Source organism: Bacteroides sp. 11BF (assembly GCF_019633765.1).
Lineage (GTDB): Bacteria > Bacteroidota > Bacteroidia > Bacteroidales > Bacteroidaceae > Bacteroides > Bacteroides hominis.
In genome coordinates this window covers 52,952-66,168 of sequence record NZ_JAFKPJ010000016.1, presented here as the reverse complement: position 1 = coordinate 66,168, position 13,217 = coordinate 52,952, and the positions used below count along the sequence as shown (strand labels likewise).

Genomic DNA, 13,217 nt, shown 5'->3' with positions numbered 1-13,217 from the left:
ATAACATAAAAAATTAATAAGTACCATTTGCCCAAGATAACTTACATGGCAAAGAATTATTGATATTACCTTTCGGGTAAGGTCTTTTATTCACCAGCTCCATTATCACATTACCCTTTGCATCCTTTTCAATAGTTTGATCAGTCCAGACATATGCTTTCCCCTCAATATTTCCGCCTAATCCACGCCCAATAGTCATGTTTACTTTACCTTTCGCTCCCAAAAACGAATAAATATATTCCGGCGAACTTGTCCAAACAGGATGACCACCAGCTCCCGCCACAACGTACTGAAAATTACTTACACTAAATTTTAAATAAAAGTCTCTTGCAGGATCTTTTTTCCATCCATACCACATTTTCTTTTGCGCACCTAAATGTATTTCAAATTCTCTGCCAGACGTAGGTCTAAAATTAAAAACGGTTTTTTTCCCATTAAATGGACGTTCATTGAAACTATTAACAGGCCATTCTGCTTCCGGTTTTAAAGCTCTCGTAAACGGTTGAGCTGCTTTTGAAGGACTATTTGCAAATAACAAAGAATCTTCGACACTCATTCTTTGATGAAAGTCAATGCGCTCCACTCTATTGCCTACTACCACTTTATGACCTATACCTACAACGAAAGACGCTTTTTCATCACCAGCCGGCATATAAGCAGATAAATCTGATTTATCAACTTGATTAAAGACAAAATACTTTGAATATTTTTCTTTATACGCATTATATTTATTCCTAAAATCACTTTCATTCAAAGCATTAGCACCGATACTTTCCAATTCATCATCTGCAAGTTGAAGTAACTTTTGCATTGAAGTCAATCCCAACGAATCAGCAAAACGCAATTTTCCTGAAATATCTCTCCCCTCAATATCTCGTAATGCTGCCAGATAATCCGTCTCTGAAGCAAATCTAAGAGCTAAGTTTGAAGCAGAACCAACATTACCACGAGTGGATGTAACCGGAATAACTTCATTATTATCTGTTATTTCCACTAATTGGATAGTATTAGAATGGTCTAAATTAACCTTTTGATCCACAATTTGGTCATCTTGGCATGCACATAGCCAACCACCCAATAGCAGCGCAAAGCTACTAACTTTCAATAAACTCTTCTTCATAATTGATATAAAATTAATTCGATGGCAAAGTTACCCCATTCCCCTTTCGTAAAAGAGAAAAATGGATAACATCTGTAGCATTGTAAAGGGCTGATTTATAGAAGAAAACAGCCAAATGTGATAACATTCTCCCGCCAATGTTCTAAAAATCCAAGTTTGCTTAGTACCCGGATACGATTAAAATAGAAGTCTCCTTAAACAGGCAATTACTCAAATATACTTTCTCTTCAGTGGTGCAGCGTAACTCTGCTTGCTTCAATTGCCAATCTGTCATTCTGTATTTTTAAACCTTTCTAAAACGCTCTATTTCCGTCCAACCGGAAACAATACTCAAAAAAACGCTGGCATTTTGAATTAGATAAATTCAATAAGATAAGAATTTATACCCTTCCCAAGCAAAAAGACCAAACAGAAAACCAGAACATGGATATTAGAAAGCAAAAAATAGATGCATTCAACAAAAAGACATTTAATAGCATAAACACTTCTGATGAATTTCAGAAAAAGAAAAGGTGTTTTTTACACTATTAAATAGCTTATTGAGTGTAAAGTTCATCCTCTTTTAACAAAAACCCAACTTCATGCTAATACGATGTTAACTTCGTACTTGGAAAGAATTAGTATCTTATCAACAAAAAGTTAACTTCCCGAAGGTATGAAGTTAACTTCATTTGACCGCCTACGCTCCAAAAGAGCCCCAATTGCTCATATTTTTGGCTATTGAGAACATTTCGTCCCAAATAGCGTTTTTTAAAACGTTCAAATCACAAACGTTTTGACAGTAAAAAGGCAAAATTAAGATCTTATCGATAAATCAAATCATTGGTTTGTGATACCTATAAACACTTAAAACTTATTGCATAAAACCCGCAACTGGCAACTTTTTCGTAACTTTGCGCGGTTAAGAAATAAACATTGATTCAATGGATTTTAAGTACGACGTTATTGTAATTGGTGCTGGACATGCAGGCTGTGAGGCTGCTGCAGCGGCAGCAAATTTAGGCTCAAAAACCTGTCTTATCACTATGGATATGAACAAGGTGGCGCAAATGAGCTGTAACCCTGCTGTAGGGGGGATTGCTAAAGGACAAATTGTACGTGAGATAGATGCTTTGGGTGGCTACATGGGATTGGTAACAGATCAGACAGCTATCCAGTTCCGTATACTAAATCGTTCGAAAGGACCGGCTATGTGGAGCCCGCGTGCACAGTGCGACCGGAATAAATTTATCTGGGCCTGGCGTGAAATATTAGAAAATATACCTAATTTACATATCTGGCAGGATACCGTAAAGGAAATTATCGTTGAAAACGGAGAGGTTGTGGGACTGAAGACTTTCTGGGATGTGACGTTTCACGCCAAATGCATCGTATTGACCGCAGGAACTTTCCTGAACGGACTGATGCATGTAGGAAAAACAAAACTTCCGGGTGGACGTATGGCAGAACCGGCCTCTTACGAATTAACCGAATCCATCGCGAAACATGGCGTTGAATACGGACGAATGAAGACCGGCACTCCTGTACGTATTGACGGAAGAAGCGTACATTACGAACTGATGGACACTCAGGATGGTGAATGCGATTTCCACAAATTCTCATTCATGAATACCAGTGTGCGACATCTTAAGCAATTGCAATGCTGGACGTGCTTTACAAATGAAGAAGTACATGACATTCTGCGCAACGGCCTATCCGATTCTCCCCTTTTCAACGGGCAAATACAAAGTATCGGACCACGCTATTGCCCGAGTATCGAAACAAAGATCGTAACCTTTCCCGATAAAGAACAGCACCAGTTATTCCTTGAACCGGAAGGGGAAACTACGCAGGAATTATATCTGAATGGATTCTCTTCATCTTTGCCGATGGATATACAGATAAAAGCACTGAAGAAGATTCCCGCTTTCAAAGACCTCGTTATTTATCGACCGGGATACGCTATCGAATACGACTACTTTGATCCGACACAACTAAAACACACGTTGGAATCGAAGAAAATCAGAAATCTCTTCTTCGCCGGACAAGTAAATGGTACTACCGGATATGAAGAAGCCGGCGGACAAGGTATCATTGCAGGTATTAATGCACACATCAATTGCCATGGCGGGGAGCCTTTCACCTTAGCAAGAGATGAAGCATATATTGGCGTATTAATCGATGACCTCGTGACTAAAGGAGTTGACGAACCTTATCGCATGTTTACTTCACGAGCCGAATATCGCATTCTTCTTCGCATGGACGATGCAGATATGCGACTCACAGAAAGAGCATACAAATTGGGGTTAGTAAAAGAGGACCGCTATGCTTTATTAAAGAGCAAGCGTGAAGCAATAGAAAGCATCGTAAACTTTGCCCGTAACTATTCAATTAAAGCTGCACTAATAAACGATGCACTTGAAAAATTAGGGACTACTCCCCTACGCCACGGATGCAAGTTGATTGATTTGATTAATCGTCCGCAAATTACAATAGAGAACATCTCCGAACACATACCGGCATTTAAACGCGAATTAGAAAAAATCACAGATGAAAGGAAAGACGAAATTCTGGAAGCTGCAGAAATTCTAATCAAATATGAAGGCTACATTGGACGGGAACGCATCATCGCTGACAAGTTGGCGAGACTTGAAAGTATTAAGATAAAAGGCAAGTTCGATTATGACAATCTTCAATCACTTTCGACTGAAGCCCGGCAGAAGCTTAAGAAAATCGATCCCGAAACAATAGCGCAAGCAAGCCGGATCCCCGGTGTTTCGCCAAGCGACATCAACGTATTACTGGTCCTTTCCGGACGATAGGGCACTTGCGTTTCACGTGAAACAAAACATTTAAAGAAACGATATAAAACAATGATTATGAGCAAAGAGAAGCTTAAAAAAAGTATCCGGGAAATACCGGATTTCCCAATACCCGGAATTTTATTCTATGATGTCACTACACTGTTCAAAGACCCGGAGCGCCTCCAGGAGCTCTCGGATATTATGTACGAAATGTACAAAGACAAAGGGATCACCAAGGTAGTAGGTATCGAATCACGGGGCTTTATTATGGGACCGATTCTCGCAACCCGCCTCGGAGCAGGATTCATACCTATCCGCAAACCCGGGAAACTCCCTGCCGAGACAATGGAAGAAAGCTATGACAAAGAATACGGCAAAGATACAGTGCAGATACATAAAGACGCCTTGAACGAAAATGATGTAGTATTATTGCACGATGACCTGCTGGCAACCGGAGGCACAATGAAAGCTGCCTGTAATCTCGTAAAGAAACTCCATCCGAAGAAAGTATATATCAACTTCATTATTGAATTAAAAGAGTTGAATGGGGAAAAAGTATTCGAAAACGACAAAGACGTAGAGGTACAATCCGTATTGTCGTTATAAATAAAATGAATATATTTGCAGGGCATAGTGATAATCACTATGCCCTTTTTTATGAATACAGATCAAGAACTTAAAACCAGCGAATACTTAAAAGGAATTGTTTCAAACCTTCCTGAAAAGCCCGGCATTTATCAATATCTGAATGCCGAAGGCACCATTATCTATGTAGGAAAAGCAAAAAACCTGAAACGAAGAGTTTATTCCTATTTCAGCAAAGAACATCAACCCGGAAAAACCCGTGTATTAGTAAGCAAGATCGCAGACATACGCTACATCGTGGTAAATTCGGAGGAAGACGCGTTATTGCTTGAAAATAACCTGATCAAGAAGTATAAGCCGCGTTACAATGTCCTGCTGAAAGACGATAAAACATATCCGTCCATCTGTGTACAGAACGAATACTTTCCAAGAGTATTCAAAACCAGGCGTATCATCCGAAACGGTTCATCCTATTACGGCCCATATAGTCACGCTCCGTCCATGCATGCCGTACTCGATTTGATAAAGCACTTATACCCTTTACGCACATGTAGCCTAAACCTTTCACCTGAGAACATCCGTGCAGGGAAGTTCAATGTATGCCTTGAATATCACATCAAAAACTGCGCCGGACCATGCATCGGACTGCAATCACAAGAAGAATACCTGAAAAACATCTCTGAAATAAAAGAGATCCTTAAAGGGAATACTCAGGAAATAAGCAAAATGCTGTACCAACAGATGCAGGAATTAGCCGCTGAAATGAAATTCGAGGAAGCACAAAAGGTGAAAGAAAAATACGCATTAATCGAAAATTACCGTTCAAAATCCGAGGTTGTCAGTTCGGTACTGCATAACATAGATGTATTCTCGATTGAAGAAGACGGTGAGAAATCAGCTTTCATCAATTATCTCCATATCACAAACGGAGCTATCAATCAGGCTTTCACTTTTGAGTACAAGAAGAAACTGAATGAAACAAAAGAAGAACTGCTCACATTGGGCATTATCGAAATGAGAGAACGTTACAAAAGCGCCTCGCGTGAGATTATCGTTCCTTTCGATATAGAAATGGAGTTGAACAACGTCACATTCACCATACCTCAGCGAGGCGATAAAAAGAAGCTGCTGGAACTATCTCTACTCAACGTAAAACAATATAAGGCTGACAGGATGAAGCAAGCTGAAAAACTGAATCCCGAACAACGCAGTATGCGTCTGATGAAGGAGATTCAGCAGGAGCTACATCTGGACAGATTACCGATGCAAATAGAATGTTTTGATAACTCAAATATCCAGGGAACAGATGCAGTGGCAGCCTGCGTAGTCTTTAAGAAAGCAAAGCCATCAAAGAACGATTATAGAAAATACAATATCAAAACAGTTGTAGGTGCCGATGATTATGCCTCAATGAAAGAGGTTGTCAGAAGACGATACCAACGCGTCTTAGAGGAAGAATCCCCCCTGCCCGACCTGATTATCACTGACGGTGGAAAGGGGCAAATGGAGGTAGTCAGACAAGTAATGGAAGAGTTGCAACTGGACATCCCTATTGCCGGGCTTGCCAAAGACCGCAAACACCGAACTTCTGAAGTGCTTTTCGGCTTCCCACCTCAAACAATCGGCATCAAACAGCATAGCCCTTTATTCCGGCTATTGGAACAGATCCAGGATGAAGTACACCGCTTCGCCATTACTTTCCATAGAGACAAACGTAGCAAACGACAGGTATCATCCGCTCTGGACAGCATCAAGGGAATCGGGGAGAAAACGAAAACCCTCCTGCTGAAAGAGTTCAAAAGCGTAAAACGTATCAAAGAAGCTTCTATGGAAGAAGTGGCCACAGTAATAGGTGAATCGAAGGCAAAAATCGTAAAAGAGGGTCTCAATAATCGCTAAAAATAGCTATCTTTGCAATAGTAAAGATTAAGCAATATAATTCGAATGAGAGTAGTTATACAACGCGTCAGCCACGCTTCAGTCACAATTGACGGACACTGTAAATCCGCAATTCGGGAAGGAATGATGATTCTGACAGGTATTGAAGATACGGACGGACAGGAGGATATTGACTGGCTGTGCAAGAAAATCGTAAATCTCCGCATCTTTGATGACGAAAACGGAGTTATGAATAAATCAATCTTAGATGCGGGAGGTGATATATTGGTAATCAGTCAGTTTACGCTACACGCATCTACAAAAAAAGGAAACCGTCCATCCTATATTAAGGCCGCCAAACCGGAAATATCAATCCCGCTTTATGAACAATTCTGCAAAGATTTGAGTTGTGCATTAGGGAAGAAAGTGGGAACAGGAGAATTCGGAGCCGATATGAAAGTAGAATTATTGAACGATGGGCCTGTAACTATTTGTATTGATACCAAAAACAAGGAATAATGACATTAGAAGAAGCACAGAAAGCCGTCGATTCGTGGATACACGAATACGGTGTACGTTATTTCAGCGAACTGACCAATATGGCTGTTCTCACCGAAGAAGTAGGCGAATTGGCCCGCATTATGGCTCGCAAATATGGCGATCAATCTTTTAAGGAAGGCGAAAAAGACAACATCAGTGACGAAATAACAGACGTACTCTGGGTGCTCCTGTGTATCGCGAACCAAACCGGCGTAAACCTCACAGAGGCATTTGCACGAAATCTGGAAAAGAAAACTCAAAGAGATAATAAAAGACATATCAACAATCCAAAACTGAGAGAACATGGAAATGAATGATACTCCTCAAGACAAGTACCTGACCGCTCTGGCTAAGTACAACACGCAACTGAACGATGCTGACGTACAGGCTCAAGTTGCAGCATTAATCGATAAAAAAGTACCGGAGAACAATACGGAGGAGGTAAAAAAATTCCTTTTCAACTGTATTGATCTGACCACACTCAATACGACAGACAGCGATGAAAGTGTCATGAGATTCACTGAAAAAGTGAATCAGTTCGATAATGAATTTCCTGATCTGAAGAACGTTGCGGCAATCTGTGTATATCCTAATTTTGCACAGGTGGTAAAAGACACACTCGAGGTGGAAGGTGTAAATATCGCTTGCGTATCAGGAGGATTCCCCTCTTCGCAAACATTTACTGAAATAAAGATAGCAGAAACCGCAATGGCAGTGGCTGACGGAGCCGACGAAATAGATATCGTGATTCCTGTAGGGGCATTTCTAAACGGTGACTACGAAACGATGTGTGAAGAAATTATGGAGCTAAAGGAAACTTGTAAAGAACATCATCTGAAAGTAATCCTTGAAACAGGTGCTCTAAAGACTGCCTCTAACATTAAAAAAGCTTCTATCCTATCGATGTATTCCGGAGCCGATTTCATCAAAACATCCACCGGAAAACAGCAACCGGCAGCAACTCCGGAAGCAGCTTATGTAATGTGCCAGGCCATCAAAGAATACCACGAACAAACCGGAAATAAAATAGGTTTTAAGCCGGCCGGCGGCATTAACAGCGTAAATGATGCCTTGATTTATTATACCATTGTAAAAGAGATATTAGGTGAAGAATGGCTTAGTAACAAACTGTTCCGTTTGGGAACCAGTCGTTTGGCAAATCTGCTCCTGTCTGAAATCAAAGGCGAAGAACTAAAATTCTTCTAAAGGCTACATTAGCAATCAAATATGTCATGCCGTGTCGTCCCCTTTATTAATGTGGGGTGACACGGTATTTTTATTTAAGAAAAACTAAAGTTACCTATAGAGAAGTCAGAAGATTTTTCTATCTTTGCGTTGATATTAGCCCACAGAGAATAGGCTAAATCATTGTATTAGAGAACGTTTCAATTATTATCTTTTTCCTGGAATTCGGCAAAATTCATGTTATGAAAGGTAATAAGCAAACGGGTCTCACGCACCTTCACGTATATACTCTTGTTATATATCGAACGGAGCGTGAGACTGTTGCTTGTATCATCATAACGGCTTGCCGAAGCCCCAGGAAAGATACAGAGCAACAGTTCTCACGCTTTTCGGTTAACAAAGAATTAAAATAAACAAGAGTATGACAGAACAGGCATTATTTCAACAATTCAACCGGAACCAACAAAGGGAGAGTTTAGACAAGGCAAAGGAAACCGGATTATTTATCAGTCTGATTCCAAGTCTGCAAGAGCATTTCTATGTAGATAGTCTGACAACAGGAGCAAACCAAGAAACCCTCTCTAAACTTCTTCAGAGAAGTCCAAGAATCAAAAACGAAACGGCTGTTATTGAAATGATTCACTTCCTGCATGATGAAGGCGACCGTACTTCATTCAGTATTCTCCTACCCTTTCTACTGTCAGAATATGCTCCCAAAGAACTGGAGGAAAAGCTACGGGAGCGTTTTTTCGGCATTGAACTTTTCATACGAAAATGCAACAACCTACACAATTTTATCACTTGTACAAAAGCTGGTCAGGCTGTTGAAATCAAAGAAGAAGACTTAAAAAAAGGAGTATTAGCATGGGATATGGGAAGAATGGTATGCCTGGTACGGATAGCCTACGATACCGGATATATTAATGAAGACCTTGCGTGGAATTATATTTGTTCGGCGGGCCAACAATGTATGCAAGCTTTTAGCAATTGGACTGAAGTAGGAAAAAGTTTCCTTTTGGGACAAGCAATGGAGGCTTCTGAAAAAGAAAAACAGGAAAGAAATATTAGCCTCTACCGAAAAGCGACAGAAGATGAAGAAAGCCCATGGAAAAAAAGAACACTGAAATAAAAAAGTTATTTATCTCGATCAACGACATAATCCACATATGTAATCAGGGCAGTCTTTACTGCCGAATCCGGGAGTATACGCAGTAAATCAAGAGCGCGTTCTTTATATTCGTACATTACTTTTATGGCATACTCTATCCCTCCGTTTTGTTTGATAAACTCAATCAAACGGGCTATTTCGTCTACTGTAGCCGTACCATCCTTCACTTTGAGAGCCATTTCCTGCGCCCATGCATCATTAGTAGTATTAAGTACATACAATGCGGGTAAAGTCAACTTACCCTCCAGCATATCGTTTCCGGTAGGTTTACCAATCTCTTTACTCTCAAAATAATCGAAAATATCATCTTTTATCTGGAAGCAGATTCCAATATTTTCGCCAAAAAGACGCGCAAATTCAGCCTTTTCATCGGTTATTTCTACCGAAAGCGCTGCAGCCTTGGTACATGCGGCAAAAAGAGCAGCTGTCTTCTTGCGGATAACATCAAAATAAATCGTTTCGGAATATTCTCGGTTACTGACATTGGAAAGTTGCAGTATTTCTCCTTCTGCCAGATCTTGTCCTAAACATGCTACCACACCGATAATATCATGGTTGCGAGTGCGCTCGGCATGTACCAGACTCGTTGCCAAAAGAAAATCCCCCACCAATACCGCTACTTTATTATTAAAAATAGCATTTACTGACAGTTGACCACGACGTTCCGTGCTTTCGTCCACTACATCATCATGCACCAGACTTGCCGTATGAAGAAGTTCAAGGGATACAGCTGCATGTAAAGTAGCAGGCTTTATTTCTCCATAAAGCTTTGCTACAAGCAACACAAGAATAGGGCGCATCATCTTACCATTCCTCTGCCGGATGTGAGCAATCACATTATTAAGCAAAAGATTTGAACTGGACAGAGAACTATCAAACAGATTTTTGAAATCTTCCAGCTCCGTAGTAATCGGGGACTTTATTAAAGATAAGCTATCCATGCACACACTATTTGAGCACAAAAGTAATAATAAAACGGTTAATACGGTATTTTTTTGTACTTTTACCATGAAAAAACTGAAAAATATGAATCAAAACAGCAAACTGTTCCTCTTAGATGCTTATGCTCTTATATATCGGGCGTACTATGCGTTCATAAAAAATCCCCGCATTAATTCCAAGGGATTTAATACATCGGCTATACTGGGATTCGTTAACACTCTGGAAGAAGTATTGAAAAAAGAGAACCCCACTCACATCGGAGTTGCATTCGACCCGTCAGGCCCCACGTTCCGCCACGAAGCTTTTGAGCAATACAAAGCCCAACGCGAAGAAACTCCGGAAGCAATCCGCCTTTCCGTACCTATTATAAAAGATATCATCAGAGCTTACCGAATTCCCATCCTCGAAGTGTCGGGATACGAAGCAGATGACGTAATCGGGACTTTGGCAACAGAAGCCGGGAAACAGGGTATCACCACTTACATGATGACTCCCGACAAAGATTATGGTCAACTGGTAACGGATCATGTATTCATGTATCGCCCCAAATATGGAGATAAGGAATTTGAGGTAATGGGGATAGAACAAGTAAAAGCTAAATTCGATATCCAATCTCCGGCACAGGTTATCGATATGCTCGGACTGATGGGTGACTCCTCCGATAATATTCCGGGATGCCCGGGAGTAGGAGAAAAAACAGCTCAGAAATTAATTGCTGAGTTTGGCAGCATTGAAAATCTCCTTGAACATACCGATCAGTTGAAGGGAGCATTGAAGACAAAAGTTGAAACGAACCGGGAAATGATCATTTTCTCAAAGTTCCTGGCAACAATTAAAATAGATGTACCGATCCAACTCGACATGAATTCACTTGTCCGCGAACAAGCAGACGAAGAAGCACTCCGCAAAATCTTTGAGGAGCTGGAATTTCGTACATTGATGGAACGGATATTCAAAAAAGAATCATCACCGTCCCCCTCTCCTGCCGGACCACTGTTTAGTCAAGAAAATAGTCCCATTCAAGGTAATCTCTTCGAAGAATTTACGCCCGACACTCCAACTGAAGAGAAAAAATCAAATCAGGAAAGCTTAAATTCATTGACCTACGACTATCAACTCATTGATACTGAATCAAAAAGACAGGAAATAATTAAAAAATTGCTGACATCAGAAATTCTTGCGTTAGATACGGAAACAACCGGAACAGATCCGATGGATGCAGAGTTGGTCGGAATGAGCTTTAGTATCGCCGAAAATCAGGCATTTTATATTCCGGTACCGGCGGGACGAGAAGAAGCGACTAAAATCGTTCGGGAATTTGAATCTGTTTTCAAAAACGATAAGTCACTCAAGGTTGGACAAAACATAAAGTATGACATGCTCGTTCTTCAGAACTATGGCATTGAAATCCGAGGCAGACTCTTTGATACCATGGTGGCACATTATGTACTCCAACCGGAGCTTCGGCATAACATGGACTATCTGGCAGAAATCTACCTGCATTATCAGACGATCCACATTGAAGAGTTAATTGGGCCGAGAGGAAAAGGACAAAAAAACATGCGCGACCTCTCTCCCAAAGATGTTTATCTGTATGCCTGTGAAGATGCAGATGTCACGCTTAAGCTAAAAAATATCCTGGAACAGGAATTAAAAAAGAATGATGCTGAGAAATTATTTTATGAAATAGAAATGCCTCTTGTTCCCGTTCTTGTCAATATCGAAAGCAACGGAGTCCGTTTAGATACGGAAGCATTGAAACAATCGTCAGAGCACTTCACCACAAGATTACAGAGTATCGAAAAAGAGATCTATAACCTCGCCGGAGAAGAATTCAACATTGCATCCCCCAAACAGGTAGGAGAAATACTGTTCGATAAATTGAAAATAGTAGAAAAAGCTAAAAAAACAAAGACCGGACAGTACGTCACCTCAGAAGAGGTCTTAGAAAGCTTACGCAACAAGCATGATGTTATCGGTAAAATATTGGAATACAGAGGGCTAAAGAAACTATTAAGCACTTACATCGATGCTCTTCCGCAACTGATCAATCCAAGAACAGGCCGCATACATACCTCATTCAATCAAACTGTTACTGCAACAGGAAGACTCAGTTCCAGTAACCCTAATCTGCAAAACATTCCGATCCGGGACGAAGATGGCAAAGAAATCCGTAAAGCCTTTATTCCCGATGACGGTTGCAGCTTCTTTTCCGCCGACTATTCACAGATTGAATTACGTATAATGGCGCACTTGAGCGAAGATAAAAACATGATTGATGCTTTTCTCAGCGGCTATGATATTCATGCTGCTACAGCGGCTAAGATCTATAAAGTAGATATAAAGGAGGTAACTGCAGACATGCGGCGTAAAGCCAAGACTGCCAACTTCGGCATCATTTATGGTATTTCCGTTTTCGGTTTGGCCGAACGTATGAATGTAGACCGCAAAGAAGCCAAAGAACTGATAGACGGTTATTTTGAAACTTATCCGCAAGTAAAAGCCTACATGGACAAAAGTATTCAAGTGGCGCGTGAACACGGCTATGTTGAAACCATTTTCCATCGCAAACGCTTCCTGCCGGATATCAACTCACGCAATGCGGTAGTGCGGGGATATGCAGAACGCAATGCAATCAATGCTCCGATACAGGGAAGTGCAGCGGACATAATCAAAGTTGCTATGGCTCGTATTTATGAACGTTTTAAAGCGGAAGGCTTGAAAGCTAAAATGATTTTGCAAGTACACGATGAACTAAACTTCAGTGTACCGGTAAAAGAAAAAGAGATAGTAGAGCAAGTGGTTATTGAAGAAATGGAGAAAGCCTATCGTATGCATGTCCCTTTAAAAGCAGATTGCGGATGGGGTACAAACTGGCTGCAAGCACATTGATAACAATCATTAACCATTCATTCAAAAAGCTGCTTAAAAAGCATCTAAAAATACTTACTGTTTATATAAATATCCGGCAAACTACCTGCCGGATATCTTTTTTCTATTAAATGGATCAAAAAGT

The 13,217-nt window shown here is 40.6% G+C and carries 10 protein-coding genes; 8 read left to right on the top strand and 2 right to left on the bottom strand.

All coding sequences use genetic code 11. The annotated features are described in order from the left end of the window. Window positions 1-13: 13 nt before the first annotated feature. The gene (locus JZY04_RS16245) at window positions 14-1,120 is read right to left on the bottom strand and encodes a DUF4848 domain-containing protein (protein ID WP_122143268.1); all 1,107 of its coding nucleotides are present in this window, start codon (window positions 1,118-1,120) and stop codon (window positions 14-16) included. Window positions 1,121-2,043: 923 nt separating this feature from the next. Here JZY04_RS16245 and mnmG point away from each other — a divergent pair. The 7 genes from mnmG (at window position 2,044) to JZY04_RS16210 (ending at window position 9,220) form a co-directional block, all read left to right on the top strand. Then, the gene (gene mnmG, locus JZY04_RS16240) at window positions 2,044-3,921 is read left to right on the top strand and encodes a tRNA uridine-5-carboxymethylaminomethyl(34) synthesis enzyme MnmG (RefSeq protein WP_122143267.1); all 1,878 of its coding nucleotides are present in this window, start codon (window positions 2,044-2,046) and stop codon (window positions 3,919-3,921) included. A 51-nt stretch (window positions 3,922-3,972) separates the two neighbouring features. Next, the gene (locus JZY04_RS16235) at window positions 3,973-4,509 is read left to right on the top strand and encodes an adenine phosphoribosyltransferase (RefSeq protein WP_022011645.1); all 537 of its coding nucleotides are present in this window, start codon (window positions 3,973-3,975) and stop codon (window positions 4,507-4,509) included. A gap of 51 nt (window positions 4,510-4,560) precedes the next feature. Next, window positions 4,561-6,387: an excinuclease ABC subunit UvrC gene (gene uvrC / locus JZY04_RS16230; protein ID WP_005779632.1), complete on the top strand. Its 1,827-nt coding sequence runs from the start codon at window positions 4,561-4,563 to the stop codon at window positions 6,385-6,387. A gap of 45 nt (window positions 6,388-6,432) precedes the next feature. Further along, window positions 6,433-6,885 carry a D-aminoacyl-tRNA deacylase gene (gene dtd, locus JZY04_RS16225; RefSeq protein ID WP_122143266.1) on the top strand — a complete coding sequence of 151 codons (453 nt, stop codon included), beginning with the start codon at window positions 6,433-6,435 and terminating at the stop codon, window positions 6,883-6,885. Continuing rightward, window positions 6,885-7,223 carry a nucleotide pyrophosphohydrolase gene (locus tag JZY04_RS16220; protein WP_005779634.1) on the top strand — a complete coding sequence of 113 codons (339 nt, stop codon included), beginning with the start codon at window positions 6,885-6,887 and terminating at the stop codon, window positions 7,221-7,223. Before dtd ends, JZY04_RS16220 begins: the two co-directional genes overlap by 1 nt. Then, window positions 7,210-8,112, top strand: coding sequence for a deoxyribose-phosphate aldolase (gene deoC / locus JZY04_RS16215; RefSeq protein ID WP_005812349.1), 903 nt, complete (start codon window positions 7,210-7,212; stop codon window positions 8,110-8,112). The genes JZY04_RS16220 and deoC overlap by 14 nt, the downstream gene beginning before the upstream one ends. A gap of 400 nt (window positions 8,113-8,512) precedes the next feature. Continuing rightward, the gene (locus JZY04_RS16210) at window positions 8,513-9,220 is read left to right on the top strand and encodes a DUF1266 domain-containing protein (RefSeq protein WP_005779637.1); all 708 of its coding nucleotides are present in this window, start codon (window positions 8,513-8,515) and stop codon (window positions 9,218-9,220) included. 5 nt (window positions 9,221-9,225) lie between these two features. Here the strand turns inward: JZY04_RS16210 and JZY04_RS16205 are convergent, their stop codons facing one another. Further along, window positions 9,226-10,200, bottom strand: a complete 975-nt coding sequence (locus tag JZY04_RS16205; protein WP_022011643.1) for a polyprenyl synthetase family protein — start codon at window positions 10,198-10,200, stop codon at window positions 9,226-9,228. An 85-nt stretch (window positions 10,201-10,285) separates the two neighbouring features. Here JZY04_RS16205 and polA point away from each other — a divergent pair, with 85 nt between their 5' ends. Beyond that, window positions 10,286-13,093: a DNA polymerase I gene (polA, locus tag JZY04_RS16200; RefSeq protein ID WP_122143286.1), complete on the top strand. Its 2,808-nt coding sequence runs from the start codon at window positions 10,286-10,288 to the stop codon at window positions 13,091-13,093. The last annotated feature ends 124 nt before the right edge of the window (window positions 13,094-13,217 follow it).